The 26,032-nt window shown below is 31.3% G+C and carries 26 protein-coding genes, 1 tRNA gene and 1 other RNA gene; 17 read left to right on the top strand and 11 right to left on the bottom strand.

Translation table 11 applies throughout. From position 1 onward, the window contains the following. The first annotated feature begins 43 nt into the window (after positions 1-43). Positions 44-895, top strand: coding sequence for a sulfotransferase domain-containing protein (locus ACQY2P_RS08480; protein ID WP_428327287.1), 852 nt, complete (start codon positions 44-46; stop codon positions 893-895). A gap of 9 nt (positions 896-904) precedes the next feature. Here the strand turns inward: ACQY2P_RS08480 and ACQY2P_RS08475 are convergent, their stop codons facing one another. From ACQY2P_RS08475 to ACQY2P_RS08465, 3 genes are read right to left on the bottom strand one after another with little or no spacing between them, the layout of a single operon-like run. Further along, positions 905-1,810 (bottom strand): FkbM family methyltransferase, encoded by a 906-nt coding sequence (locus ACQY2P_RS08475; RefSeq protein ID WP_428326193.1) that lies wholly within the window; start codon positions 1,808-1,810, stop codon positions 905-907. A 7-nt stretch (positions 1,811-1,817) separates the two neighbouring features. Beyond that, positions 1,818-3,032: an asparagine synthase-related protein gene (locus tag ACQY2P_RS08470; protein WP_428326192.1), complete on the bottom strand. Its 1,215-nt coding sequence runs from the start codon at positions 3,030-3,032 to the stop codon at positions 1,818-1,820. After that, complete coding sequence (locus tag ACQY2P_RS08465; RefSeq protein WP_428326191.1) at positions 3,022-4,374, bottom strand: nucleotide sugar dehydrogenase; 1,353 nt, start codon at positions 4,372-4,374, stop codon at positions 3,022-3,024. The genes ACQY2P_RS08470 and ACQY2P_RS08465 overlap by 11 nt, the downstream gene beginning before the upstream one ends. Positions 4,375-4,501: 127 nt before the next feature. Between ACQY2P_RS08465 and ACQY2P_RS08460 the strand changes: the two genes are divergently transcribed. The 4 genes from ACQY2P_RS08460 to ACQY2P_RS08445 are packed head-to-tail and all read left to right on the top strand — an operon-like array spanning position 4,502 to position 8,748. Further along, a complete protein-coding gene (locus ACQY2P_RS08460) occupies positions 4,502-5,341 on the top strand; it encodes a sugar phosphate nucleotidyltransferase (protein WP_428326190.1) in 840 nt (279 codons plus the stop codon). Between the two features lie 24 nt (positions 5,342-5,365). Further along, positions 5,366-6,673, top strand: coding sequence for a UDP-glucose dehydrogenase family protein (locus tag ACQY2P_RS08455; RefSeq protein WP_428326189.1), 1,308 nt, complete (start codon positions 5,366-5,368; stop codon positions 6,671-6,673). Between the two features lie 46 nt (positions 6,674-6,719). Then, a complete protein-coding gene (locus ACQY2P_RS08450; RefSeq protein ID WP_428326188.1) occupies positions 6,720-7,634 on the top strand; it encodes an NAD-dependent epimerase/dehydratase family protein in 915 nt (304 codons plus the stop codon). A 58-nt stretch (positions 7,635-7,692) separates the two neighbouring features. After that, complete coding sequence (locus ACQY2P_RS08445; protein WP_428326187.1) at positions 7,693-8,748, top strand: glycosyltransferase family 4 protein; 1,056 nt, start codon at positions 7,693-7,695, stop codon at positions 8,746-8,748. A 7-nt stretch (positions 8,749-8,755) separates the two neighbouring features. Here the strand turns inward: ACQY2P_RS08445 and ACQY2P_RS08440 are convergent, their stop codons facing one another. The 3 genes from ACQY2P_RS08440 to tes are packed head-to-tail and all read right to left on the bottom strand — an operon-like array spanning position 8,756 to position 12,519. Next, a complete protein-coding gene (locus ACQY2P_RS08440; RefSeq protein ID WP_428326186.1) occupies positions 8,756-9,799 on the bottom strand; it encodes a methyltransferase domain-containing protein in 1,044 nt (347 codons plus the stop codon). Positions 9,800-9,850: 51 nt separating this feature from the next. After that, complete coding sequence (locus ACQY2P_RS08435; RefSeq protein WP_428326185.1) at positions 9,851-10,792, bottom strand: glycosyltransferase family 4 protein; 942 nt, start codon at positions 10,790-10,792, stop codon at positions 9,851-9,853. A gap of 47 nt (positions 10,793-10,839) precedes the next feature. After that, entirely contained in the window at positions 10,840-12,519 is a 1,680-nt protein-coding gene (tes, locus tag ACQY2P_RS08430) for a tetraether lipid synthase Tes (protein ID WP_428326184.1), read from the bottom strand. Between the two features lie 101 nt (positions 12,520-12,620). On the opposite strand from tes, the gene ACQY2P_RS08425 reads away from it, so the two are divergent. Genes ACQY2P_RS08425 through ACQY2P_RS08415 form a run of 3 tightly spaced genes read left to right on the top strand, consistent with a single transcriptional unit; the run spans position 12,621 to position 14,050 of the window. Next, positions 12,621-13,388, top strand: coding sequence for a TrmB family transcriptional regulator (locus tag ACQY2P_RS08425; RefSeq protein ID WP_048071334.1), 768 nt, complete (start codon positions 12,621-12,623; stop codon positions 13,386-13,388). Positions 13,389-13,390: 2 nt separating this feature from the next. Then, the gene (locus tag ACQY2P_RS08420; RefSeq protein ID WP_428326183.1) at positions 13,391-13,846 is read left to right on the top strand and encodes a metal-dependent transcriptional regulator; all 456 of its coding nucleotides are present in this window, start codon (positions 13,391-13,393) and stop codon (positions 13,844-13,846) included. A 39-nt stretch (positions 13,847-13,885) separates the two neighbouring features. After that, the gene (locus ACQY2P_RS08415; RefSeq protein WP_428325018.1) at positions 13,886-14,050 is read left to right on the top strand and encodes a hypothetical protein; all 165 of its coding nucleotides are present in this window, start codon (positions 13,886-13,888) and stop codon (positions 14,048-14,050) included. A 4-nt stretch (positions 14,051-14,054) separates the two neighbouring features. On the opposite strand, the gene ACQY2P_RS08410 is transcribed toward ACQY2P_RS08415, so the two are convergent. After that, positions 14,055-14,474 (bottom strand): secondary thiamine-phosphate synthase enzyme YjbQ, encoded by a 420-nt coding sequence (locus ACQY2P_RS08410; protein WP_428326182.1) that lies wholly within the window; start codon positions 14,472-14,474, stop codon positions 14,055-14,057. A 171-nt stretch (positions 14,475-14,645) separates the two neighbouring features. Here ACQY2P_RS08410 and ACQY2P_RS08405 point away from each other — a divergent pair, with 171 nt between their 5' ends. After that, positions 14,646-15,059: a hypothetical protein gene (locus ACQY2P_RS08405; protein WP_048071331.1), complete on the top strand. Its 414-nt coding sequence runs from the start codon at positions 14,646-14,648 to the stop codon at positions 15,057-15,059. A 32-nt stretch (positions 15,060-15,091) separates the two neighbouring features. Next, positions 15,092-16,141, top strand: coding sequence for an mRNA surveillance protein pelota (locus tag ACQY2P_RS08400; RefSeq protein WP_428326181.1), 1,050 nt, complete (start codon positions 15,092-15,094; stop codon positions 16,139-16,141). Here ACQY2P_RS08400 and cutA read toward each other — a convergent pair. Beyond that, a complete protein-coding gene (gene cutA, locus ACQY2P_RS08395) occupies positions 16,138-16,449 on the bottom strand; it encodes a divalent-cation tolerance protein CutA (RefSeq protein ID WP_428326180.1) in 312 nt (103 codons plus the stop codon). The genes ACQY2P_RS08400 and cutA overlap by 4 nt on opposite strands. An 88-nt stretch (positions 16,450-16,537) precedes the next feature. On the opposite strand from cutA, the gene ACQY2P_RS08390 reads away from it, so the two are divergent. The 4 genes from ACQY2P_RS08390 to ACQY2P_RS08375 all read left to right on the top strand — a co-directional run bounded on the left by ACQY2P_RS08390 (position 16,538) and on the right by ACQY2P_RS08375 (position 19,359). Next, positions 16,538-17,689: a site-2 protease family protein gene (locus ACQY2P_RS08390; protein WP_428326179.1), complete on the top strand. Its 1,152-nt coding sequence runs from the start codon at positions 16,538-16,540 to the stop codon at positions 17,687-17,689. 43 nt (positions 17,690-17,732) lie between these two features. Next, positions 17,733-18,647, top strand: coding sequence for a TIGR00269 family protein (locus tag ACQY2P_RS08385; RefSeq protein WP_428326178.1), 915 nt, complete (start codon positions 17,733-17,735; stop codon positions 18,645-18,647). A gap of 35 nt (positions 18,648-18,682) precedes the next feature. After that, an RNA gene (ffs, locus tag ACQY2P_RS08380) (signal recognition particle sRNA) lies at positions 18,683-18,994 on the top strand. 32 nt (positions 18,995-19,026) lie between these two features. Continuing rightward, the gene (locus ACQY2P_RS08375; RefSeq protein ID WP_428326177.1) at positions 19,027-19,359 is read left to right on the top strand and encodes a DUF5655 domain-containing protein; all 333 of its coding nucleotides are present in this window, start codon (positions 19,027-19,029) and stop codon (positions 19,357-19,359) included. On the opposite strand, the gene ACQY2P_RS08370 is transcribed toward ACQY2P_RS08375, so the two are convergent. After that, positions 19,356-19,634 carry an acylphosphatase gene (locus tag ACQY2P_RS08370; protein WP_428326176.1) on the bottom strand — a complete coding sequence of 93 codons (279 nt, stop codon included), beginning with the start codon at positions 19,632-19,634 and terminating at the stop codon, positions 19,356-19,358. The two genes, ACQY2P_RS08375 and ACQY2P_RS08370, sit on opposite strands and share 4 nt — an antisense overlap. Positions 19,635-19,684: 50 nt before the next feature. Next, positions 19,685-20,419, bottom strand: a complete 735-nt coding sequence (locus ACQY2P_RS08365) for a 50S ribosomal protein L2 (protein ID WP_428325026.1) — start codon at positions 20,417-20,419, stop codon at positions 19,685-19,687. 105 nt (positions 20,420-20,524) lie between these two features. Here ACQY2P_RS08365 and ACQY2P_RS08360 point away from each other — a divergent pair, with 105 nt between their 5' ends. From ACQY2P_RS08360 to gatE, 3 genes are read left to right on the top strand one after another with little or no spacing between them, the layout of a single operon-like run. Further along, the gene (locus ACQY2P_RS08360; RefSeq protein ID WP_428326175.1) at positions 20,525-22,693 is read left to right on the top strand and encodes a CDC48 family AAA ATPase; all 2,169 of its coding nucleotides are present in this window, start codon (positions 20,525-20,527) and stop codon (positions 22,691-22,693) included. A 32-nt stretch (positions 22,694-22,725) separates the two neighbouring features. Further along, a complete protein-coding gene (gene gatD, locus ACQY2P_RS08355) occupies positions 22,726-24,015 on the top strand; it encodes a Glu-tRNA(Gln) amidotransferase subunit GatD (RefSeq protein ID WP_428326174.1) in 1,290 nt (429 codons plus the stop codon). 8 nt (positions 24,016-24,023) lie between these two features. After that, complete coding sequence (gatE, locus tag ACQY2P_RS08350; RefSeq protein ID WP_428326173.1) at positions 24,024-25,928, top strand: Glu-tRNA(Gln) amidotransferase subunit GatE; 1,905 nt, start codon at positions 24,024-24,026, stop codon at positions 25,926-25,928. Between the two features lie 3 nt (positions 25,929-25,931). On the opposite strand, the gene ACQY2P_RS08345 is transcribed toward gatE, so the two are convergent. Continuing rightward, positions 25,932-26,016 (bottom strand) — tRNA-Leu (locus tag ACQY2P_RS08345). Between the last annotated feature and the right edge of the window lie 16 nt (positions 26,017-26,032).

Raw genomic sequence — 26,032 nt, 5'->3', positions numbered from 1 at the left:
GAATAATCAATTGTAGGAGAAATTAATTTACAAATTGTCAAGAATGAATAATTTACAAATTAGTAAAATTTTTCGAAAATGTTACTATGGTCTAATTAAAAGAAATTTTAGATATATCTCAAGTCCATTTAGACTTCTTCCCAATTTTATAATTATTGGTGCAGTACGGTCCGGAACAACATCTTTGTATTATGATATTTGTGAACACTCATGTGTGTTACCAGCAGATTATGACGAAATAGGATTTTTTGATTCTAATTATGAATTAGGCATTAATTGGTACAAATCTATGTTTCCAACAAAAATAGAAAGTAAAAAAATTGAATTAAAAACGGGTATATGTATTACAGGCGAGGACACTCCATTCTATTTTTGGGACACTGATGCTAGTAAAAGAATTAAAAATGAAATTCCTAAAATTAAATTAATCATTTTATTAAGAAACCCAATTGATAGAGCATATTCAAATTATAATTTAGGAAAGAGGTCAGGTAATGAATCACTATCATTTGAAGATGCAATCAAGAAAGAAATTGAATTATTAAAAAAAAATAATGATTTTGAAAGTGATAAAATTGAAAAGTTTAGAAGAAATAGATCTTACATAGCTAAAGGATTATACCACAATCAAATCAGAAAGTGGCTTGCATTATTTTCAAAAGATCAAATTTTAATTTTGAATACAGAAGATTTGGAAGAGAATCCTCATCAAGCATTGAAAAAAGTTTTTGGGTTTCTTGGGTTACCAAATGAAGAAATTAAGAATATTCAGCATAGAAAAGTTGCAAATTATGAAAAAATGAATGTAGAGACAAGACAGTTTTTGAGTAATTTGTTTAAACCATACAATGAAAAATTGTTCAGACTTTTAGAAAAGGAATTTGATTGGGACTAAATTTAATATTTATTTTGATGCGAGTAAATGCCCACGATATTGTTTTTTTGGAGTGTATTTTGAATTTAAAATAGTTACATTAAATCCAAGATTTTTTAATCTGTTAGATATATTCTGAAATCCACTATGAAATTCTAATAAGATATAATCAAATTTTTTCAGAACATCATCCAAAGAATCAAGCAATACCTCATATTCACAACCTTCACAATCTAATTTTAAAACCAAATTAGAGTCAGGGATTTTTGAAATAATTTCTTCCAAAGTAGTTTTTGGAATTTGTATTCCATGTATATCATCTTCTTGAAATGCAAAAGTTTTATCACTTTTTTCATAATTAATTTTAAAATACCCAGAAGCATTTGACAACCCTGCATTAATTAATTGAATATTTGAATATTCATTAGATTTAATATTTTCAATAGCAAATTCAAAAAATTTAGGTTGTGGTTCAAGCATAATCACTTTTTTTGCACCCAATGAAGAATAAAGTAAAGAAGAATCACCAACATTTCCCCCAACATCTATTAAAATTTTATTTTTTACAGGAAGTTTGGAATAATAGTCCTGAAGGAAAATATCAAGTTCAATTGTTTCATAGTGTTTGAATTTTAATTTTTTAGAATTATTTTTTATGATCATATAGCCATCTTCAAAAGTAATTTTTTGATCAAGATTTTTTAAAATTAGAGATAGTTCAAACTTATTTTTAATTTCAAAAGTTTTATTTTTTTTTGTTAAACGTAGGGGATATTGTCCTGCCTTAATTGTTTTTAATGTTTGGAAAGGATTTTGAAAATTAAAGAGAATGTTTATAATCATTTCAAATTTTTCAAAATGTTTAGAAATTTTGTATATATAAAATGATGATAGTTTACTTCTTATTTTCCAACTAAAAGTCATATTTTCTTTCATGTTAATATCAAAGAGTGGTGTTAGAAGATAATTCTTTTGATATAAATAAACGATACCAAATTTCAAATGCAAGTAATCCTAAGAATTTATTTACATACATTACATTAAGATCATCTTTGTTAATGTATTTTTCAATCCAATGTTTTTGTATCCAACCATCTTTAACAACTCTTGAATCAAGCAAAAATGTTTTGCACAATTCTTTACCATGATTTTTCCATAAGTTTAACGTATTAACATTAAAACCCAATTTTTCTTTTGAAATTAATGATTCAGCATCATTTTTTTTCAATAATTTACGTAATGGAAGCTTTCCAATATTGTTGATTTGATCATATTTTAATTGGCTCGGGATTTTTAATCCATAAGCAATTAATTTTTCATTTAACAAAGGTGCAATAACATTAACATCAAAATTTTTTGCTATTCTTGAATTTACAGGATTAAAATTGTACAATAATTTTCCATTATAATCTGCAACAAAAACCTGTTCTAAACTAGATAAAGAATTATCGAAATATGGTAAAAGAAGATCATATATGGAATTCCAAGAAAAATTTGATTTTTGTGCAAAAAGAAATTCTTGATCTGGTACACGATCTCTTTCATGACAAGACAAATATGCTTTCACTTTTTCCAATGGAGTAGATTCAGGATTTGTTAATGAGAGAAATTTTTCATATCTAAATGTATAACCGCCAAAAATTTCATCTCCACCATCACCAGAAGCAAGAATATTTGAAAGTGTTTGGGATTTTTTTACAACATAATACCAATGTAAATCCCAAAAAGGTAATTTTATTTGAGATACAGCTTTTGGCAATTCAGATAGATAATTTTCTAGAAATACAACATGATGATTAGCTTCAAACTTTTCCGCAATTTTTGATGCATTTTTTGTTTCATCTACACTATTTGCAAATTTTATGGAAATTGCATCGATTTCAAGATCAGGGTTGTATTTTCGAATTAATGCAAGAATTAATGTGGAATCAACACCTCCACTAAGAGCAATACATAGTTTTTTTGGGTTTAAGGATTCTAATTTTTTTGATATATGTTCAGAAATTAATTTTTCAATTAAATCAATATTTGGAGGTTCATTAATTGTTTGAAAGTCACACCATGTTTTTGTAGGAAGTAAGGAGGTTATATTGGGATCATACCTAAGAGTTAAGATATTTACTATTGATGAAGGATCCAATACAGAATTAAAAGTCACCACGACCTAATCCTCGAAAAATGAGTTTTTCTTTTTTTGCAACAATTGGATCAAAAATACCTCTAGTATCTACTAAGATAGGATTTTTCATTTTTGTAAAAATAGAAAGATCTATTTTTTTAAAGTCATCATGACCAGTGACAAGAACTGCGCCATCAATCTGAGGAATTATGTTTTCAAGAGAATTTTCAACTTTTAAACCAAAAACTTCTTCTGAGGAAAAATATGGATCAAAAATATAAACAGTTGTACCTAGGTTTTGAAATTCTGTAATAATTTCTTTGGCTGGAGATAATTGAATATCTTTTACATTTGGTTTGTAAGAAACACCAAGGATCAGAATTTTACTATTTTCTAGAGATTTGTTACATTCGTTAAATGCATCAGAGGTAAGTTCAACAACATGTTGAGGCATTTTTTCATTTATTTTTCTGCCTTGTTCAATAATATTTAATTTTACACCAGTACGTTTTGCAGAATTCAAAAGTTGATACGAGTTTATAGGTAAGCACGGTCCTCCGACACCTGAACCTGGGTAATGAGGTTGGAAATTATATTTTTGTTTAGCAGCTTCAATTACTTTCATTGTGTCAATACCTAATTTTTCAAACATTAATGCCAATTCACTAACAAATGCAATGTTAATATCACGAAATACATTTGTAGTTAGTTTTACAGCATTTGCAGTTTTACAATTTGGCATTTCAACAAGGTCTACTGAAAAAACAAAATTGTAAATTAATTTGATTATTTTTGTAACATTTGCATTAATACCTCCAACTAATCTTGGAAGATTTGTAAAATCATGTAAAATTTCACCAGGATTTGCGTTTTCGGGACATACACCTATTAGAAAATTTTCTTCAACGTGAAGTCTATTAGATTCTGTTATTAATGAAATCATTTCATTTTCAATAAACCCAGGTTCGATAGTGCTTTCAACAATTACTAATGAATTTGGAGATAAAAGTTCTGAAAGTTTAGAACCAACACTAGTCAAAGCAGAATAATTAGGAACATTGTTTTCATCCATAGGGGTAGGCAAAGATAATAGAATCAGATCAGAGTTGGGGACAGCTTCTTCAATTTTTGTAGTAACAGAGAAAGTTTTTTTCTTTAAAACATCATTAAAAATTTCTTCATATCCAGGTTCATCTTTTAATGGAAAAATACCGGATTTTATATTTTGAATTAGATTTTCATTGATATCAACACCAATGGTTTGCAAACCAGATTTAGCAAAAGATAATGCTGTAGGTAATCCAATTCGGCCAATTCCAATTACACAAACCCTCAGAGTTTTAGAATCTAGAGATTTCTGTATTTCGTCGATATTATTCATATTAATTTTCAAGGTTGACATTTGAATTCCGATATATTTTGAACCTAATTTAGCCTTATTTTAATTTGTAAGAATTTTTTTAACCAAAATTTTAAAAACTTAATGATAAGACTATCAATGAGTTTTTGTGACCAAGGTAGTAATTACAGCCGCAGGTAAAGGTACCAGGCTATTACCATTTACAAAAGAAATGCCCAAAGAGATGATGCCTATTTTTTCACAAGTATTTTCTGAGAAGAAAGTGGTTTTACCACTATTGCAATATATTTTTGAGCAGTTCTATTCATTGAATTTTAGAGATTATTGTTTTATTGTAGGTAGAGAAAAGAGATCTATTGAGGATCATTTTACTCCTCATGAAACATATCTTAGGGAGTTATCAGGAGATTATAAAAAAATCGTGTTAAAGTTTTATCAGAAATTAGAAAAATCTCACCTAATTTGGATAAATCAGAATAAACCTTTAGGATTTGGAGATGCGGTTAAACGTGCAGAAAGATATGTTGGAAAAGAAGATTTTATTGTTCATGCAGGAGATGTAACAATACTAAGTAATTCCAAACATCCAATTTTACGATTGATAGAAACAGCTAAAGAATATCCAGAAGCAAAAGCAATTTTGCTCTGTAAAAAAGTTAAAGATTCAAAAAGATATGGAGTTCCAACAATTGAAAAATTATCTAATGATGTGTTAAATATTAAAGAAGTAATAGAAAAGCCAGAGAAACCAAAGTCAGAATTTGGAATATTGCCATTATATTATTTTAGGAAAAATATTTTTTCAAGTTTAAAAAAAATAAAACCAGGAAAAGGAAAAGAATTCCAGTTAACAGATGCGATTCAGAACATGATTCAAGAAAAACAAAAAGTTTTGGCTATTACTTTAGATAAAAATGAAAAAGAAGTTGATGTAGGTACAGTGGAATCATATAGAGATGCACAAACAATTACATTTAGAAAGGCATAATCTTTAGATGGGGGAATTTAAGATATGAAGATAGGAATAGTGGGTTTAGGATTTGTAGGACTATCACTTACAAGTGTTTTAGCATCTAAAGGATACGACATTGTAGGAATAGACGTAGACAAAGAAAAATGTAATAAAATTTCTAATGGTATATCACCATTTTTTGAACCAGGATTAGAAAAAGCTCTTAAAAATGGTTTAAAAAAAAAATTAGCAATTAGCGAAGATTTTTCATTAATTCAAAATTGTGATATGATTTTTGTTACAGTTGGTACGCCACAAAAATCAGACGGTTCAATTGAATTATCAATGATTAAAAAAGCTGTTTTAACAATTAGCAAAAATATTCTTAAAAATAAAAAAAATCCAATTATATTTATTAAAAGTACAGTAATTCCAGGAACGCTACAAAATATTATTTTACCAATTTTAGAAAAAAATACAGGTAAAAAAGCTGGAAAAGAATTTGGTCTTTTATCAAATCCAGAATTTTTACAAGAAAGTACTGCAATCAAGGATACAAAATTTCCACATGCGGTGGTTCTTGGTGGAGATGAAACAAAATTTATGAAGAAAGCAAAGAGATTTTTTTCAAAAATACACCCCAACGTACCAATAATTGAAACAAATCATCAAACAGCTGAAATGATCAAATATGCAAATAATTCATTTTTGGCAACTAAAATTAGTTTTATCAATCAATTAGCTAACATATGTCAAAATATTCCAGGTGCTAATATTGATGATATTGCACAAACTATAGGGTTGGATCCCAGAATAGGAAAACTGTTTCTAAATGCAGGACCAGGATATGGAGGATCTTGTTTGCCTAAAGATGTAAAAGCCATAATGAATTTTTCATCAAAGGTAGGGGTTACTCCATTACTTCTCAATGCAGTAGACAGATCTAATCAAAAACAAATTGAGTCAATAATTGATTTAGTTGAGAAGAATTGTGGTAATTTAAAGGGTAAAAATATTTCAATATTAGGACTAGCGTTTAAACCTAAAACAGATGATATTAGAGATTCAATTTCGATAAAAGTTATAGAAAAATTATTGAAAAAACATGCAAGAGTTACAGTACATGATCCTATGGCAATGAAAAATGTTAAGAGGAAATTTAAAGAGAGAATAAAATATGCGAATTCAATTTCTGAAGTTCTAAAAGACAGTCATTGTGGAGTATTAATGACAGCATGGCCAGAATACCACAATATTAAAAATAGCAATCTAAAAAATATGAAAAAAAGAATTTTGATCGATTCACGTAGAATTTTAAAAAATAAAAAATTAGATTGTGTTTATCATGCAATTGGTGTAGGAAATTAGATTTTTTTATAGCAATCTATTTTAAAAGACAAGATTTTCATCAAATATGAAAAAATTTCTTATTACTGGAGGGGCAGGATTTGTTGGCAGTCATTTAGCTGAAGAATTAATCAAAAAAGGAGAATCAATCACAATATTAGATGATCTAAATACAGGAAAAATGTCTAATCTTGAAAAAATTATAGATAAAATTGAGTTTGTTAAGGGAGATATCAGAGACAAAGACCTTTTAAAAGAGATCTTTAAAGATAAAGATGGAATATTCCATCTAGCAGCAAGAGCATCTGTACAAGAATCATTTAGTAAACCAGAAGAATATCAAGATGTAAACGTAAAAGGTACTGAAAATGTATTCATACAAGCTAAAGAATACGGAATTAAAGTAGTATATGCAAGCTCATCAAGCGTTTATGGAAACCCTATTGAAATACCAATCAAAGAATATGCACCACAAAATCCTATAAATCCATACGCACAAACTAAGGTTGATAAAGAAAAACTAGCTGAAAAATATGCTAAAGAAGGACTAAAAGTAATTGGTATGAGATATTTCAATATTTTTGGTGAAAGACAATCAAAAGAATATGCAGGGGTAGTAAAATTATTTTTAGAACGTATTGAAAACAAATTACCACCAAAAATTAACGGAGACGGATTACAAGCTAGAGATTTTGTTTATGTGAAAGATGTTGTTAATGCAAACATTATGGCAATGGAAAGTAACATTGATCATGCATTTTTTAATGTAGGTACAAATTCAAATATTTCAGTGCTAGAATTAGCAAATACAATGATTAGAGCAAAAAATTTGAATGTGGAGCCAATTTTTGGACCCGAATTAGAAGGAGATGTAAAGATCACAATTGCAGATACTAATTTGATTAAAAAATCATTAGATTGGAATCCAACTACAACCATACAAGAATGGTTAGAACAAAAAATATCAAATAAAAATATTTAATCTTAAAAGAAACAGAGATAAGCTAAAGTATTCAAAAATTTACAAAATTATGACTGTAATGAAAATATTAATTGGTGGTTCTAGTTCAAAACTTTTTCATTTAAAGGAATTTGCTAATGCATTAGAAGAATTGGGAATCAAAACCAAAGTTGTTCTAGATGTGGATTATTCTGATGGTTATCCGAGTCGAAAAATTTCAAATTGGATACAAAAGGATAAAAAATTTTTAAAGTTAATTGATGAATTTAAGCCAAATGTGATTTTTGTTGACAGACAACGACATTTTGGATTATCTGCAATTAAATCAAAAATTCCATTAATTATTCATCTAAGGGGGGATTTTTGGAAAGAGATGAAATTGGCAAAAGAAACAATTTACACATCATTTCTAAAGAGAAGAGCATTAAAAGAATGGTGGGAAATTGGAAATGCATGTTTTAATGGATGCAATGCAATTGTTCCAATATGCAAGTATTTAGAAAATAAGACTAAGGATGAAGTTCTAAACAAACCAACATTTGTAATGTATCAAGGAATTGATCCATCAAAGTGGTTTTATGAAAAAGGTTTTTCATTAAAACATCCATGTGTAGGATTACTGCAAGGAGCCGTCATATGGGATAAAGCAAAGGAGATGCTGTTACTTGAAGAAGTTCTAAAGGCCCTACCAAATGTAAACTTCTACTGGGTAGGAGACGGTCCATTTAAGGAAAAGATTATTGCAAAATTAAAGAGATATGAGAATTTTCATTGGTTAGGTTCATTAGAATATCCAAAAAAAGTTAGACAATATTTAAGTGAAATTGATGTTTATGCATTAATTTCAGGATTAGACATGTCACCATTAACCTTACTCGAAGCACAATTGATGAATAAACCAGTAATTGCTACAGATGTTGGTGGAATTCCTGAATTAATGATAGATAAAAAAACAGGATATTTAGTAAAAAAAGGAGATTCAAAAGAAATTATTGAAAAGATAACAGAGTTGATTAGGAACAAAGATTTATCAAAACAAATGGGTGTAGAAGGAAGGAATTTTGTTGAAAATAATTTCGACTGGAATATAATTGCAAAAAAATTTGTTAAAGATTTGGAAAATTTGTTAAAATAATTTTATATTATTTTTTACCAGTAACACTAATTCCACTTTCAATTTCTTTAAAGCTTGTGATTTTTAATTTTGACTCTTTAAACCAGGTTTTAACTTCTTTTGGAGTGTGTCTAAATGCAAATTTTGGTGAATACCAATCAAAATTCACTCCAATGCTTCTCTCAAAATTATCAGATTCATCCCAAAAACATTTCAAAAAATGCCAATACACAAAACGTTGTACATCATATTCACCCGCTTTGACACCTAAAAGAGGAATGTCTTGAGGTATTTTGATTTTCTTTTTTAATTGAGCTAAACCTTTGCCCAAAAGTGCCATTTGTTTAGAGAATTCAGCACATTCTGCAGTAGTCATTTTCACCGTTTTATTTCTAATGTAATCATCAACATATTCTCTAACAGGCGCTTTTTTATTATAAACATAAATTGAAATGTGACCTGACTTGGTAAGGAATTTTGTTAAATACTTGAATGATGTACCTGTGTTTTTTGTGTGGTGAAGAACTTGATCTGAATAGATATAATCAAAGAAATTTTTTTTGAATGGTAATTGACGAAGATCAGCCTGTAAAAAGTGCACATTGGGTAATTTTCCATATTTTGCATACGCAAAATCAATACTTTCACTTGCGTCTAATGCAAGAACTTGAGAATTTTTATTGGTTGATAGAAATTTTGCGCTATTTCCAATTCCAGTTCCAGCATCAAGGATCATAGATTTTGAACTCAAAAATTTATTGAAATTATCGAGTGTTTTCCACCCATACCTATCAAGGAACCATTTTCTTTGAAAATCTACCCAATCTTTTTTGTGATGATTTTTGTGATGTCTTTTCCATTTTTCACTGAATGCATCTTCTGTTTTAACAAAATCTTTTGTATTGTCAACAACAAATCTAGGAATACCTTTTGTAATCTTAAAGTCATCTTTACATTCATGACATTTGATCGAACCTTCTATAATTTCAGACCCTTGTTTTTTTTGAATTTTTACATCAACATCTTTTCTACATGTAGGACAAACTAAAAAATCAATTAGTTTTTGCTTCAATAATCAAAATTTTTAAGTGCTAAATAAAAACCAATATTCTAGATTTTGAGTTTAAGTATTTTTATAAAATTCAATATATTTAGGCAACAATTTTTCCCATGTAAAATTCTGGTTAATAAAATCAAATGCATTTTTTACAAGTTTTTCGGTTAATGATTTATCCTCTAAAATTGTGTTAATTGCTTCAAGTAGTTTTTGAGGATTTTCAGGAGGCACTAAAATACCAGTTACGTTGTTTCCTATTATTTCAGGAATTCCACCAACTTCCGTAGCTATTACTGGTTTTTTTAGATAAAATGCTTCTTTGATCACCTGAGGAATACTTTCCATTCTAGAAGGGATAACAAGAATAGCAGATTCTTTAAGTTTTTTCATAGTTTCGTCCCAGGGGAGATCGGTACAATAAACAACATTACCGTTAATTTTATCTTCAATATTTTTTAGAATATCAATTCCTTTTTCATAACTGTCTCTTCCAATGTAAATTACCTGATTTTTTTTTTCTGGCAAATCAGGTATTTTATCAAACTTTGATACATCTAATGGAGCAGGCAAGTATACAAAATCAATTCCTAATTGTGTTTTGTAGAAATTTTGTACGTATTTTGAATCAGTTGTAAACATATCAGGTATTTTGAAAGATTCTTCTTCAGCTTTTTTTCCAATTTTACTTGTTGTTTTAGAATGAATTTTTTCAATTTGTTGACCATAAATTCCATGAACCGATAAAATTTTCTTTTTTGCATTTATTTTTTTCATTACAAATGAAGAAGGAATATTCCATGCATGTACAGCATCATATTTTTTAGAATTAATCATTGCTTTCATAGTTCCCAAAATTGTAAATGATGGATTCTTCAAATTTTTTATTGGAACATGAGGAATATTCATTAATTCAATATCAAATCCGTTTTCTCTTAATTTTTCTGCAACTCTTTTTGCGTGACCACCAATTCCACCTTCATATCTTGGTGATATATACAGAATTTTCACAAAACAAAATTAGTTGTTGAGCTTAAAAGGTATTGGATTAAATTCTATTACATTGTTGCTTGTGCTGCTTGGTGGAACATTTCACTTTTTGCACATCCTGCTGCAAGTTCATCACCAGCGCCACGTCTCATAAGACCTCTGTATAGACCGTCTTCAAGTTTAACACCTTCTCTTTCTTCCCATTCTTCAACGGTAATAGAGTATTTCTTTTGGATTCTGTCTCTATACCATTCTGGAATTACATTAAATGCACAGAATGGAACGATTCTAAGATCAGGAGTAACATAGTGAATATCACATCTTTGTAGTCTTTCTAGGTCTTCATTGTATTTGTCTTGGAAGTGCATCATACCAAGGAATAATCCTTTGACATGCCAAGAACCAACTGAATCAAATGATCTCTTCATCAAGATATTACCAAACATCTTTGCTAAGTCTAATCCTGCTGGTTGCTTCTTTGAGTCTACAAATCCTTTGAGTTTTCTTACAACTTCTAGCATTGTGAAATACTTATTTTTACCAGAACGAATTTCTTCGGCTTTATCTTCAAATAATTCTAACATTCCTTGAATATCACAGAATTTTGTTAATGGAACGAACTTCTTTGTTTCTTCATCTTCAAAGATGTATGTTCCTGCACCACAAGCAAAGTGAATTGATAATTCGTATTTTGGTTTGCTTGAGAATGCTTCAATTACATTTGTTAATGGCATACAACTTGGTACTGGGAACCAATCATCAACAGTCACTTCACCATTTGTTTGCTCTTCAATTCTTTGAATACAATCAGGTACAGTAATTCTATATTTTTCACGTTCACTTTTACCCATTCTACCAGTTAGTGATACTGGTTGGAAGTTTACAGCATGAACTACATCCATATTCTTTTGAGCATATCTGATAATTCCACCTAATTCGTGATCATTAATTGATTTGATTACTGTTGGAACAAATACTACAGTTGTTCCTGTCTTTCTACAACTATCAAGAGCATATGGAATTTCCCAGTGATTCTTTGGATTTGTTCTTGCAGTTACACCATCAAATGAAAGGTACAAGTTGTTACAGCCAGCAAGTCTTACTTCACGTGCTGCTTCTGGATCCATTGCATGTCTAATGCCGTTAGTGTTCATCTGAATATGATCAACACCTTCTTCTTTCATAATTTTGATAACATCAGCAATGTCTTCTCTAAGCATTGGTTCACCACCAGTAATTTGCATAGAGTTTCCTGGAATTGGTCTTTCTGCTCTTAGAGTTTTCATCATTCCTCTGATTTGAGTATGATCTGGTTCGTACATGTAAGCACCTTCTAGACCTTTCTTTACATAGAAGAAACAATACCAACATGTCAAATCACATCTGTTAGTTACAATCATGTTTGCAAGTCCACTGTGAGACAAGTGGTTTGAACATAATCCACAATTATTTGGACAAGAACATTTGTCAATCATTACATTTGGAGCATGAGCACCTTTACCATCCATCCAGTATGTACTGAATTTCTTGTATAATTCGTAAGAACCAAAGTATAATTCCTCACATTCACCGTGAGTTGGACAAACTTTAGACATGAAGACTTTGTTATCTCTCTCAAAAACTTCTGCATCCAAAATCATGTTACAATCTGGACAGATACTTTGAGTGAATCTAATAGTGGATTTTTTACCTAAATTCTTTGTAGTTTGATTAGATATCTGAATCAGAGCCATGTCTACTATGAGCATTTTTCAGAAATGGTATATAATGCATTTCATACTTGGCCTCGGGTGGAATTTAGGAAGCAGGCATATGTGATTTAAATATCAAAACTGATCGACTAGATCGCATGAGCATATCAGATAAAACAAGAAAGGCTTTAGAAAAAATAGGCCTAACAAGTTATGAAATTAGAACATTTTCGGCATTACTAAAATCAGGAGAATTAACAGCATCAGAACTCAGTCAAAAATCAGGAGTTCCATATTCAAAAATTTACGAAGTTCTAGGAACTTTAGAAGAAAAAGGTTGGATTGGAACAGACGATTCAAGACCAACAAAATATTTTGCAAAATCGCCATCAACAGGATTAGAAACTACAAAACAGAAAATGGAAAATGATTTTTCAGAAAATCAAAGTGTCATTCTAAATGAATTAGTTCCATTGTATGAAAAAAGTGGAACCAGTGAAAAACCAGACATTTGGGTATTATCAGGTGCAATAAACATTGCAGCAAAAATTCTGGAAATGGTTGAGACATGTAGAAATGAAGTAATGATTGCATTGCCTGAAGCTGGTGAAGAATTAGTAAAACAAGCATTACCAAAATTAAGATCACTGCATGATAAAGGAGTAGAAATTACAATTCTCACGTCAGATAAAATGGATAAAGAATACATCAAAGCAATAAAACGAGTTGCTACAGTAAAAATCAAGAAAGGTTTGTTTGGAGGAGGAATAATTTCTGATAAAAAATATGTTGTAATATTGTTGGGTCCAGCCGTTGCTGCTGAAAATTCTTCAGATGTAGTTGCAATTTGGGCAGATCATGCAGGATTAGCCGGATTTGCACGTCAATATTTCGAATATTTATTAAAAGATTCAAAGAAGGTATGAGTATGGATGTATTAAATGATGAAGAGACTCTATTTGTAGGAACAGCAGAAGCTGAACATGTGGAGATGTATCTCAAAGCAATTTGGCACATCAAAGAAAGAGGAGAAGAAGTCAAAATTAGTACAATTGCAAAAATGCTCAATGTTAGACAACCAAGTGTTGTTCAAATGTTAAAAAAACTAAACAGTAAGAATTTGGTCACTTATAACAAAGCAGGAGTCAAACTTACAGATGAAGGTCAATCAATTGGTTCTAGCATGATGAGAAATAGTAGACTCTTGGAAGTTCTGATGGATAGTGCACTCAAAGTAGATATCGATGAAGAAATGGTATGTGGCATTGAACATCATATGAATAAACAGTTCACAGATGCTCTATGTACAATGCTAAAACATCCAAGAAAATGTCCTCATGATCATGACATTCCAGTTGGTGAATGTTGTAAATCAGCTTCATAGCATCCCAAAAGATATATCGTCTTAGAAATTAGATTAATCATGGCATGTTTTTGCGGATGTGAAACATATGAAAAAAATGATAATGGATTCAAAATTGCATGTGTAAAGTGTGGACATGGACCTCAAAACCATGATGATGAATTTAGAGCCGCTGCAAGAAAGAATGAATCACAAAGTCAAAAACGTGATGCAGACTTTGGCTAGAAAATTATTCACCGATTATTTTTACTAAAACTCTTTTTGGTCGTTTTCCATCAAATTCTCCATAGAAAATTTGCTCCCATGGACCAAAATCTAATTCACCATTAGTAATTGCAACAACCACTTCTCTTCCCATCACTTGTCTTTTTAGGTGAGCATCTGCGTTGTCTTCTCCGGTATCATTGTGTTTGTATTGATCAACCGGAGCATGTGGTGCTAATTCTTCTAACCACTTTTCATAATCATGAAGCAATCCACCTTCATTGTCATTGATAAAAACACTTGCAGTAATATGCATAGCATTAACAAGACACAAACCTTCTTTGACTTTGCTTTTGTCAACTAGTTTTCTAATATCAGGAGTAATATTGACAAAACCTCTACGTGATTGAACATTAAATGTCATATATTCAGTTAGTGAATTCATAATTTTTCTAAGTTAATCATCAATTAAAATCATAAGCAGGCTCAGAACTCAAGATCCTCATCATCATTTCAAAGGGATAGGTTCATCACCACCTGCAAGCCATATTTGAGGCAGATTCCTATTGAGTCTTTCAAGAAGCTTGATAAATGGCCAATAGATTATTCATTCAAAATGGTTGCAATTGACACTCCAGCATCAGTAGAAAGTTTTAGAAGATTTATCATCTCTAGCACGTGCAAATCCTATGCTCCAAGAAGTTATTTGGATGATTCAGAAGTATTTGCTGAAAGAGAAGATAGTTTAGGAGCAATCTATGTAGAGGCAGCTGACAAAGTAACTTTGAAAAAAATTAGAGATATTACATTTGTTAATGCAAGAGACATTTTAGGAATTATTTACAATTCAAAAAGTGGCAACACATCTCTCAAATGGCGTCAATTAAAAAGAAATCATGGTAAAGTAACTGGAGAAGCATCTGCAAATTCTTTAACAAATTTAGCGGAATCAGGAGTTCTTACTTTGGATTGGGTTGAAAGTTATCTCAAGAAAAAATCTGAAGAAAAAACTAACGAAGTAACAAACTAAACTCTTTTCTCTTTGTAGTTTAAGATAACAATATGATTACAAAGAATATTGATGATAATTTAATTTCTATCATCCCAGAAGATTCAGATGATCTTTTGAATTTAAGAAGAATTATCAAAAAAAATGATAAAGTGATTGGAGATACAACTAGAGTACTAAAACAAGATAAAGATTATTCTAGACCAGATAAGGGAGAGAGAATTAAAATTAGAATTGCATTAACTGTGGAAAAAATTTCACTCGATGATGTGTTAGATAGATTAAGGATTGGAGGAATAATTTCTGAATCAAGTAACGAGTCAGTACCACATGGAACACATCATTCATTTATTTTAAAAATTAATGATGGAATTACAATTTCAAAGAAAAAATGGTTACCATTTGAAAAAAATCTTTTAGAATCAAGTAACAACCAAGTTGGTTTTGTACTTGTAGCAATTGATACAGGAGATAGTGGAATTGCAAGACTAAGAGGAACACATTTAGAATTTATGCCAAATATTTACTCAGGTTCTGGTGGAAAGAGATACAAAACCAATTTTAACATTGAAAAATTCTTTGAACAAGTACAACAAGCAATTTCAACCATTCTCAAAGAAGGAGATGCAATAGTAATTTTTGGTCCAGGAGAAACAAAAAAGCGATTTGCAAATTTTATTCAAAAATCACAAAATTTACAAAAATTCAAAGTTCAAGTGGTTGAAGGGATAGATTCTGGAGGCGAAGATGGAATTTATACATTCACAAAATCAAATACAATGAAAGAGATAATGTCAGACAGTAAATTAGCAAAAGTATCATCAATTATTGATGAAGTTATGCTACTTGCAAACAAAAAAAGTAAAAAGTTCACCATGGGTTTTGATGAGACATTTAATGCAAATCAAATGGGCGCAGTTGAATCTCTTGTTTTTTCAGATAAAGCCATTCAAGATGATGAACAAAAAATGATAGATTTTCTAAATGATGTTGAAAGTAAGGGAGTGAAAATGTATAGTGTTGACTCTTCTACAGACATAGGTTTGAGAGTAACGGGTTTAGGTGGAATCGTTTCTTTGTTAAGATATTCAATAGAATCCTAATTTGTTGATTCTATCAACCAATCAAGATATGATTTGTTAATTGAAGTCACATCCACTTCAGCAATTTCTGGAACATCATAGGGATGAGTTTCTTTAATTTTTTCTTTAAGTAATTTCTTGTTTTTTGATGTTGTTTTAAAAATAGCAATGTATTCTGAGGTATTTTCTATTTTTTTATTCCAAGAATAGATTGAAGATATTTTCGAAATATTTACACATGCAACTATCTTATTTTTTACAAACATTTTTGCAATTTTTGTAATTGATTTTTTATCAGGATATGTTGAGATAATTACTGCTGGTTTCATAGTAACCGATAAATGTCCGTACCTTAAAAAAATTACAATTAATTTGGAACTTGATTTTATTACTCAAAACTCGATTATCTATGTATTAATGGCATGGGTAGTTATTGTCATTGTTGCAAAAGGATTAAAATTAGAAAAACATGGTTTTGAAATAAAGGCATACAGTCTAACTTACAAAAATAAACAAGTCAATTCAGTATTGTTAAAACTTCTTAGTAGGACAAGAAGGGGAATTAGGGTTTTTGCAGATGTAAGTGTAATTTCAGGTTTCATTATGATGGGTTTTGCATTTTGGTTTTTGCTAAATAATGTTGCAAACTTTTTTGTTGCACAAACAGAATTTTCAGAATTGACTGTTCTTATTCCAGGAGTTACATTAACTTCAGCTGCATCAATAACATATTTTCTATTATCAATTCCAGTTGTACTAGTAATTCATGAGGGGGCACATGGTATTGTTGCAGCATTAGAAAAAATTAAGATCAAAACTGGTGGCTTTGCCATATTTATCGCAATGTTTGCAGGATTTGTTGAACCCGATGAAGAAGAATTTAACAAAGCAAAAAAGATTTCAAAGCTTAGAGTTATTGGGGCAGGAGCTACCTCAAATGTAATTTTCGCATTTGTTTTAGGAGCAATTTTACTTACAAATCCATTTTTTGCAATGGTATTACCTGAACCACTTTTGAGTACATTTTATGAATTACCTGAAGGAGTTTTGATTCTTTCAATCATCGAAAATTCAGGAGCAGAACAAGCAGGATTACTTGCAAACGATATCATCACATCAATAAATGACAAACAGATTCTGAGTCCGGCAGATTTCCCCAGTTTGAATCCAGGGGACATGGCAAGTGTATCTGTACTTAGAGATGGACAACCATTAGAATTTAGTCTAGAAGTAATGCCAGCACCTGATGACCCAGAAAGAGGATTAATTGGAATTATGAGAGACAATTCATTTGCATACAAACCTGTAATGAATTTCATTGAATGGAATGATCCAAATGTTTCAATGTTCCTCTTGTGGCTTTGGATGATATCATTTTTTATTGGAATAATCAACATGCTTCCACTACCAATTTTAGATGGAGGCAAATTCATTCATACTATTATTGACAAAAGAATTTCAGAAAAAGCAGTAAATGGTGTAATGTGGGGAATCTATGCATTCACTTTTGCATTGTTTGGTCTAAACATTGCCTTATCATATGTAAAATCTGGTTGGTTCACAATATAGAAAATACCTAAAGAATCATTAATGAAAAAAAATATTCAAAGTCATGAAATGTGACGGGTGTGAAAACTCAGCAGTTTATACTAGAAAATATTCTGGGCAAAAACTCTGTTCTGAATGTTTCTCAAATTCTATTGTAAGAAAGACTGCAAAAACCATTTCCAAACACAAAATGATCAAAAATAATGAATTAGTGGCAGTTGCCGTTTCAGGTGGAAAAGATTCTCTTGCATTGTTGAAAATCATTCATGAAATGTCATCAACTCATAATTTTAGAATTAAAGCAATTACTATTGATGAGGGTATTCCAGGATATAGAAATGAAGCATTAGAAATTGTTGAGAAATTCTGTGGAGAGTTAGGAGTAGAACACAAAGTTTACTCTTACAAGGATCTCTTTGAGCTAACACTTGATGAAGCATTAGACTTGAGAGAAAATGAGAAAACATCATCATGTTCAATTTGTGGAACTCTCAGAAGGAGAGCAATTGATCATGCGGCAAAAGATGTCGGGGCAGATGTTATTGCAACAGGACATAATCTAGATGACACATTACAAACATTTGTCATAAACATGCTTTCAGGAGATACCAACAAGATTGGATGGATGGATCCTGATACATCTTCAAACTCTTTAAGAAAAATCAAACCATTTTGTGAAATATATGAATCAGAGATAGTATTTTATGCATTTACAAATGATATTCCATTCCAATCAGAACCTTGTCCTCACATGAATGAAGGAATAAGAACAGAAATTCGTGAATTTTTAAATTCATTAGAAAAACAGCATAGTGGAATTAAAAATAATTTGTATCAATCAATTCTCAGAGTATCTAATATTGTAAAAGGAACAAACTACAAAGAAAAAATGGTTTGTAAGAAATGTGGTAATGATTGTACAGGTAATGTATGCTCAGTTTGCAACATGGTATTGAAACTAAAAGAGAATCAAACCTAATGCAAATATAACATACTTTGTTTTAGAAAAATTGGTAGTAGGTAGGATCGGGGTGCCAGCCGTGCCCTGTTCTGAAACCGGCTATATGCAGAGATCAGTAACTGTTGGGTAAATCTCTAGATGGGTAATTCCCGCTTGGTGTGCGGAAATGAAATCACGCCGAGGCGGGTGGTTGCAGGACTAGAATTATCCGAAGGGATAACTTCTAAGACCGAACCATCGAAAGGGATGAGGTCCGGGAGGGAGCAATCCTAAGGTGGAGCATCCACGCTTCCTCGTCAACGTGGCGGATCTTGTACGCCTTGAAATGGGGCTATTCGTCTAGACTGGAACCAACAGATCTGCTACCATTTATTATTAAACTCAAATTTACAAGATCATGGAAGGAATAATTTCATTTGGAAATAAAAGAAGTTATGATGACTTTAAAAAACAAATTCCTCCTCAGGTGTTGCCTTTGTTTGATTCAATTCGAGAATTTTGTTTTTCTTTAGGTGAAAATGTGGTTGAAGATGTTAGAATGCACAGAGTTGTTTTTTGTAAATCCATGACATTTCGATGGTTTACAGATGTAGAACCTCAAAAAGAAGGAGTAGTGATAAAAATTCAAAAAAATAGAAAAGAACCCATAGAAATTATTCAAATCAATAAGAACCAACAAATTTCTGAATTTTCAGATTTAATTAAAAAAGCATATGAGCAAATTCGCTAATACAAAACATCAAACTTTGAGAATTCATCAGTAAATTTTTCATTTCGGATTTCTACATCCTCAACTATTGCATTTGCAGGACCAGCATGAGCCCATTCAACCAATCTACTAACATTTTCTTCATTACCTTCTAAAATGGCCTCAACACGACCATCTTTGAGATTTTTTACCCATCCAAAAACATCATTTTGTATTGCTCTTGTTTTTAAGGTCTGGCGAAAAAAAACACCCTGAACTCTACCTGTTACAAAAAGCCTAATTCGTTGATTTGACATTCATCAAAGATTTCATAGAGTTATTAATCAATTTTCGGTTAAAGAAAAAACTACTTTCTTTCTTTAATTCTGGCTCTACCAGTCTTTCTTGCAGCAATGCTTCCAACTTTAGCTCCTGGAGGAGCATCTCTAGAAACAGTAGAACTTTGTCCAACATGTTGATGACGACCACCACCGTGTGGGTGAACATAAGCTGCTTGAGCAACACCCCGGACTATTGGATATTTCTTTCCTTTAGCTTTGAAGTTTCTCCATTTTCCACCTGCACTCATAAATGGTCTTTCACTAGCACCACCTCCAGCTAGAGTTCCAATCATGGCTCTATTTTTTGGATTTAGAGTAGTGAATTTTCCAGAAGGAAGTTTAACAGTAACACCCTCATCACCATGAGAGAAAACAGTTGCATCAGTTCCTGCAGATTTTACAATTGCACCACCATCACCAAAGTGCTTTTCAATATTACATACAATAGTTCCATCAGGAATGTTTTGAATACTAATTACATTTCCTTTTTCAATTTTTGATTTTAATCCAAATTGTAAAGTTTCACCAACTTTTGCTCCAAGAACTGCTGGAACAAATGATACTGAACCATCTTCAAATCTAACTTTAGCTAAAGGTGCTTCTCTACCACGTTCATGAACAAGGTCAATGATCTCACCTTCATGTTGTTCAGATAGTGGGAAACGAGGATAATTTGCTTTGGTGCCTACTTTACCAGTAGAAGTAGATCTGAATTGATTGCCTCCACGGCCACGTCTTCTTACTAATGGTCTCTTACCCAAAGTTGATCGTTTCCTACGTAAAGAGGATTTTAAGCTTGTGATTTTTACCTGTGATTTGGATAAATTACCACAAAGGTATAAAAATTAGACAGAGGGCATTTGTGTATGAGCCAAAATGCACTCTCTCTCAAAGTTTTAGAGGCATACACAAGAGATGTTGGAAGAGGAGTAGCAAGAATTGATTATGATTCAATGGACACATTAAATGCCTCTACAGGCGATGTTATTGAAATTAAAGGTAAGAGAAGAACAGTTGCAAAATGTCTTCCGCTATATCCATCTGATGAGGGAAAAGGAATTATCAGAATTGACGGACTAGGAAGAAACAATTCAGGAATTGCAATTGGAGATACAATTTCAGTTAGAAAAATCAAAGCAGTTGCTGCAGAAAAGGTTGTAGTTGCTCCATTAGAAGCAATTCCTCCAATTGATGAGAGATATCTTGCAGATGCTTTAGAAAGTGTTCCTTTGATAAAAGGAGATAACGTTATGGTCCCATACTTTGGTGGACGTTTAACTTTTCAAGTAATTGGGGTTACTCCAGCTGCTGATGCAGTTTTGATTACTCAAAAGACAGTTTTCCATATTGCAGAAAAAGGAGAAACATTACGTGGAGTTCCACAAGTAACCTATGAAGACATTGGTGGTTTAACTGATGAGATAAAGAAGGTAAGAGAAATGATTGAGCTTCCATTAAGACATCCTGAAATTTTTGAAAAACTAGGAATTGAAGCTCCAAAAGGTGTTTTGTTGTATGGTCCACCAGGAACAGGTAAAACATTACTGGCAAAAGCTGTTGCAAATGAAAGTAATGCACACTTTATCAGCATTTCAGGTCCAGAAATTATGAGTAAGTTTTATGGTGAAAGTGAAGCTAGGCTAAGAGAAATTTTCAAAGAAGCAAGAGAAAAGGCTCCTTCAATTATCTTCGTTGATGAAATAGATTCTATTGCACCAAAAAGAGAAGAAGTTACTGGAGAAGTTGAAAGAAGAGTTGTATCTCAGATGTTATCATTAATGGATGGGTTAGAAGCAAGAGGAAAAGTAATTGTAATTTCTGCAACAAACAGACCAAATGCAATTGATCCTGCACTTAGAAGACCAGGAAGATTTGATAGAGAAATTGAAATCAAAGTTCCAGATAAGAAAGGAAGAAAAGACATTCTTGCAATTCACAGTAGAAACATGCCATTATCGGATGATGTTAACGTGGATAAAATTTCAGCAATTAGCCACGGATATGTTGGTGCAGACTTGGAATATCTCTGTAAAGAAGCTGCAATGAAATGTTTGAGAAGATTATTACCTATTCTTAATCTTGAAGAAGAAAAAATCCCACCTGAGACTTTGGATAAATTAATTGTAAATCATGAAGACTTTACCAAAGCATTGATTGAGGTAACTCCATCTGGAATGAGAGAAGTATTCATTGAAAATCCAGATGTAAAGTGGGACGAAGTTGGAGGTTTAGAAGATGTTAAACGAGAATTACAAGAAGCAGTGGAATGGCCAATGAAGTATCCTGGCCTTTATGATAAATTAGGACATAGTATGCCAAGAGGAATATTACTTCATGGACCAAGCGGTACTGGTAAAACATTACTAGCAAAAGCTGTTGCAACACAAAGTGAAGCAAACTTTGTTTCTGTTAGAGGTCCCGAATTACTTTCAAAATGGGTTGGTGAATCAGAAAGAGGAATCAGAGAAATTTTCAAAAGAGCAAGACAATCTGCACCATGTGTAGTCTTCTTTGATGAGATAGATTCTATTGCACCAATTAGAGGAGCAGGTGGCGAAACTGCAGTTACTGAAAGAGTTGTTAGTCAATTACTTACAGAGTTAGATGGAATGGAGAACATGCACGGAGTTATTGTTTTAGCTGCAACAAATAGAGCAGACATGATTGACCCGGCATTATTGAGACCAGGTAGATTTGATAAAATTATTCAAGTACCAAATCCAGATAAAGATAGTAGAAAGCGTATTCTTGAAATTAATGCAGAGAAAATTCCTATGGGAGATGATGTAGACATGGACAAAATTGCTGAAATTACAGATGGAATGAGTGGAGCTGATACATCATCTATTGCAAATACGGCAGTTTCACTAGTTATTCATGAATACCTAGACAAGCATCCAGATGTCAAAGATATTGAAAAGAGTAGTATTGATGCAAAAGTAACAATGAAACACTTTGAAGAGGCAGTAAAGAAAGTAAGAGAACAAAAAGACCTCAAGATGGGCGAAAAACTAGTTGCATCTTATTACAGGTAGTTTTAATTAAATAGCGAATCTAATTCTCGTAAATGTCAAAATATAGAGGATATGAAGGGGATTCATTAGAATTCCTAAAGAACAATCAATTAGTAGTTGGAGATTCTGTAAAAATTCTTTTAGATATTACATATTCAGGCATAATTATGCCCAGATATGAGTATAGTGACGATAAACACATTGTTTTGAAATTAAAGAGTGGATACAATGTTGGATTAGAAATTGCTAAAATTAAGAATGTTAAGAAAATTCAGTCTTCAGAAAAAATTGTTGAGGAGCCTGAAAAAGTAAACAAAATAGAAGGATTGCCAAAAGTATTACTACTTTCAACTGGAGGAACGATTGCAAGTAAAGTAGATTATAGAACAGGAGCAGTTACTCCAGTATTAACTGCTGAAGAATTAAATTCATCAGTTCCCGAACTTTCTAAAATTGCAAATATTGATGCAGAAGTTTTGTTGTCAGAGTATTCTGAAAACATAATGCCAGAAAATTGGTTAGAAATAGCAAAAAAAATTAGCAGTTATTCAGATTCAGATTATTCAGGAATTATTATTGCCCATGGAACCGATACAATGCATTATACATCATCATTTCTTTCATTTGCATTAGCAGGATTTCCAATTCCAATTGTTTTAGTTGGTTCACAAAGATCTTCAGATAGAGCATCATCTGATGCGGCACTAAATTTGATAGGAGCAACAAGATTCATCACAGAAAGTAAAACAAAAGGAGTATACATTGCCATGCATAATGATGAAAATGATAACACAGTTGCATGTCATATTGGAACAAGAGTTAGAAAGAATCATACAAGTAAACGAGGGGCATTTCAAACAATAGGAGATAATCCAGCATTTATAATTGCAGAAGAAAAAATTCAAAAAAATATTTCTAAAGAAGTTTACAAAACTCTAGAATTCCAACCAAAAATTAATCTAGATACAAAAATTGCTTTGGTAAAATACCATCCAGGATATGATCCTAAACTAATTGAGCAAATTATCGATAGTGGATACAAAGGAATAATCTTTGAAGGTACAGGATTAGGACATGTTGGAAGAGTCACGTATGATTCTATAAAAAAAGCCAACGAAAAAGGGATGTTTCTAGGCATGACATCACAATGTATTGATGGAAGAGTAAGAATGACAGTGTATGAAAGTGGCAGAGATCTTCTAAATTTAGGAATAATTCCTTTAGAAGACATACTTCCAGAAGTGGCTCTGGTAAAAGCAATGTGGGCACTTGGGAATACTCAGAATATAGATGAGGTAAAAGAAATTATGCTTGATAATATTGCATCAGAAATGTCAATCTAGGAGAAAAAATGTCAGAATTTGCAACAGATGAATTAGGAGTTAAAGTAGGACTGGAGATCCATCAACAACTAGCTACTAATAAAAAATTATTTTGTAATTGTACACCTATTGACACAGACGAATATTCTGTAAAATTTCAAAGGAAATTACGTGCTGCTAAAAGTGAATTAGGAGAATATGACCCCGCAGCGTTATTTGAAAAATCAAAATCAAAAACTATAATGTATTTTGCAAATCCAGAGAGTAGTTGTCTTGTTGAACAAGATGAAGAACCTCCACATGAGTTAGATGAAGATGCAAAGAAAATTTCTTTGATAATTGCATCAGCACTACAATCAGATGTATTTAGAGAAATATATCCAATGAGAAAAACAGTTGTAGACGGATCAAATACTACAGGATTTCAACGAACAATGTTAATTTCACAAGGTGGTTCTTTCAATGTAGAGGAAAAAAAAATTGGAATTCAATCTATTTGTCTAGAAGAAGATGCAGCAAAGATTTTGGGAGAAGACGGTTCAATTAAGAAATATGGTTTAGAACGTTTAGGTGTTCCTTTAGTTGAAATTGCTACTGAACCATTTGAAGTAAAACCGCATGAAATTAAAAAAATTGCATTGGCATTAGGGAGAATTTTAAGGAGTACTAAAAAAGTGAAACGAGGATTAGGTTCAATTCGACAAGATGTTAATGTTTCAATAAAAGGCGGAAATGTCGTAATTGAAGTCAAAGGAGTTCAACAGCTTGATCAATTAGAAAAAGTGGTAGAATATGAGGCTAAAAGACAACATGGGTTATTAAAAATCTCAGAAAAATTACAGAATATTGATTGGACTCATGAAAATAAAGATCGTAAAGATGTAACCAAGTTATTCAAAAAATGTAAATCAAAAATTATTCAAAATGCTATAAAGAAAAATCAGAAAATAATTGGAATTTCATTTAGAAATATGGCAGGCATGTTTGGATATTCCCCATATGAAGGAATTAGATTAGGAAAAGAAGTAGCAGAACTAGTAAGATTTTTTGGAATAGGTGGAGTTTTTCATTCTGATGAGTTACCAAATTACGGTGTTGAAAATGAAGACATTAATGATTTGAAAAGAACCTTAGAGATTAATGATAATGATGGATTTTTAATTTTGGCAGCTCCAGAAGAGAAAATAGAAATAATCATAGATCAGATAGTTTTGAGAATCGAGTATATTAGAAATGAAGGAATTCCAATCGATACACGATTAGCAACTCAAAGTGGAGAGACTAAATTTCTAAGACCAAGACCAGGTGCAGCAAGAATGTATCCTGAAACAGACATTCCTCCAATAATAATTTCAAAAACAGAATTAAGTAATGCAATAAAGAACATTCCCAAATCATGGGATGATTCAATTAAAGAGTTACAAACAAAATATCAACTAAATCTTCAATTATCAGAACAACTTTTTGATTCAAATTATTTTGAATTATTTGAAAATGTAATTGGAAAAACCAAAGTAAACCCAACATTTGTAGCATCAGTATTATGTTCAACTATAACAAATTTAGAAAGAAACGGATTAGATTCAAAATTATTAAAAAATGAAGAAATAACAAAAACATTTCAATTTTTAGAAGAGGGAAAAATTACTAAAGAATCAGTTGAAATTATTTTTGAAAACATTATGAATGGAAAGTCTCAAACAATAGAAGAGGCAATGAAAAATGCTTCAATTGAGGCTGTAGATGAATCAGAATTAGAGAAAATTTGTCATCAAGTTGTTGAAAATAACCAAGAAATTATAAAAAATCAAAAAGAAAGAGCGATTGGGCCTCTAATGGGAATTGCGATGAAGGAATTAAGAGGTAAAGCATCTGGAGAAACGATCAACAAACTTCTTTTAAAAAATATCAAAAACAAATTAGAAAATAACTAATTATGCGGGAAGTGGGATTTGAACCCACGAACTCCTAGAAGATAAGGATCTGAACCTTACACCGTTGACCAGGCTGGGCGACTCCCGCATTGTGAATTTTTGAA

This window comes from Candidatus Nitrosopumilus sp. (genome assembly GCF_965262695.1).
Taxonomy (GTDB): domain Archaea; phylum Thermoproteota; class Nitrososphaeria; order Nitrososphaerales; family Nitrosopumilaceae; genus Nitrosopumilus.
Note: the sequence above shows the minus strand (reverse complement) of the source record. Positions and strands in the feature narration are given on the sequence as shown.

Coding starts and splice junctions, on each gene's coding strand:
- ACQY2P_RS08480 (WP_428327287.1), top strand. CDS start 44: ATGAATAATTTACAAATTAGTAAAATTTTTCGAAAATGTTACTATGGT.
- ACQY2P_RS08475 (WP_428326193.1), bottom strand. CDS start 1,810: ATGAAAGAAAATATGACTTTTAGTTGGAAAATAAGAAGTAAACTATCA.
- ACQY2P_RS08465 (WP_428326191.1), bottom strand. CDS start 4,374: ATGAATAATATCGACGAAATACAGAAATCTCTAGATTCTAAAACTCTG.
- ACQY2P_RS08455 (WP_428326189.1), top strand. CDS start 5,366: ATGAAGATAGGAATAGTGGGTTTAGGATTTGTAGGACTATCACTTACA.
- ACQY2P_RS08450 (WP_428326188.1), top strand. CDS start 6,720: ATGAAAAAATTTCTTATTACTGGAGGGGCAGGATTTGTTGGCAGTCAT.
- ACQY2P_RS08445 (WP_428326187.1), top strand. CDS start 7,693: ATGAAAATATTAATTGGTGGTTCTAGTTCAAAACTTTTTCATTTAAAG.
- tes (WP_428326184.1), bottom strand. CDS start 12,519: ATGCTCATAGTAGACATGGCTCTGATTCAGATATCTAATCAAACTACA.
- ACQY2P_RS08425 (WP_048071334.1), top strand. CDS start 12,621: ATGAGCATATCAGATAAAACAAGAAAGGCTTTAGAAAAAATAGGCCTA.
- ACQY2P_RS08420 (WP_428326183.1), top strand. CDS start 13,391: ATGGATGTATTAAATGATGAAGAGACTCTATTTGTAGGAACAGCAGAA.
- ACQY2P_RS08415 (WP_428325018.1), top strand. CDS start 13,886: ATGGCATGTTTTTGCGGATGTGAAACATATGAAAAAAATGATAATGGA.
- ACQY2P_RS08410 (WP_428326182.1), bottom strand. CDS start 14,474: ATGAATTCACTAACTGAATATATGACATTTAATGTTCAATCACGTAGA.
- ACQY2P_RS08405 (WP_048071331.1), top strand. CDS start 14,646: ATGGTTGCAATTGACACTCCAGCATCAGTAGAAAGTTTTAGAAGATTT.
- ACQY2P_RS08400 (WP_428326181.1), top strand. CDS start 15,092: ATGATTACAAAGAATATTGATGATAATTTAATTTCTATCATCCCAGAA.
- cutA (WP_428326180.1), bottom strand. CDS start 16,449: ATGAAACCAGCAGTAATTATCTCAACATATCCTGATAAAAAATCAATT.
- ACQY2P_RS08390 (WP_428326179.1), top strand. CDS start 16,538: ATGGCATGGGTAGTTATTGTCATTGTTGCAAAAGGATTAAAATTAGAA.
- ACQY2P_RS08385 (WP_428326178.1), top strand. CDS start 17,733: ATGAAATGTGACGGGTGTGAAAACTCAGCAGTTTATACTAGAAAATAT.
- ACQY2P_RS08375 (WP_428326177.1), top strand. CDS start 19,027: ATGGAAGGAATAATTTCATTTGGAAATAAAAGAAGTTATGATGACTTT.
- ACQY2P_RS08370 (WP_428326176.1), bottom strand. CDS start 19,634: ATGTCAAATCAACGAATTAGGCTTTTTGTAACAGGTAGAGTTCAGGGT.
- ACQY2P_RS08360 (WP_428326175.1), top strand. CDS start 20,525: ATGAGCCAAAATGCACTCTCTCTCAAAGTTTTAGAGGCATACACAAGA.
- gatD (WP_428326174.1), top strand. CDS start 22,726: ATGTCAAAATATAGAGGATATGAAGGGGATTCATTAGAATTCCTAAAG.
- gatE (WP_428326173.1), top strand. CDS start 24,024: ATGTCAGAATTTGCAACAGATGAATTAGGAGTTAAAGTAGGACTGGAG.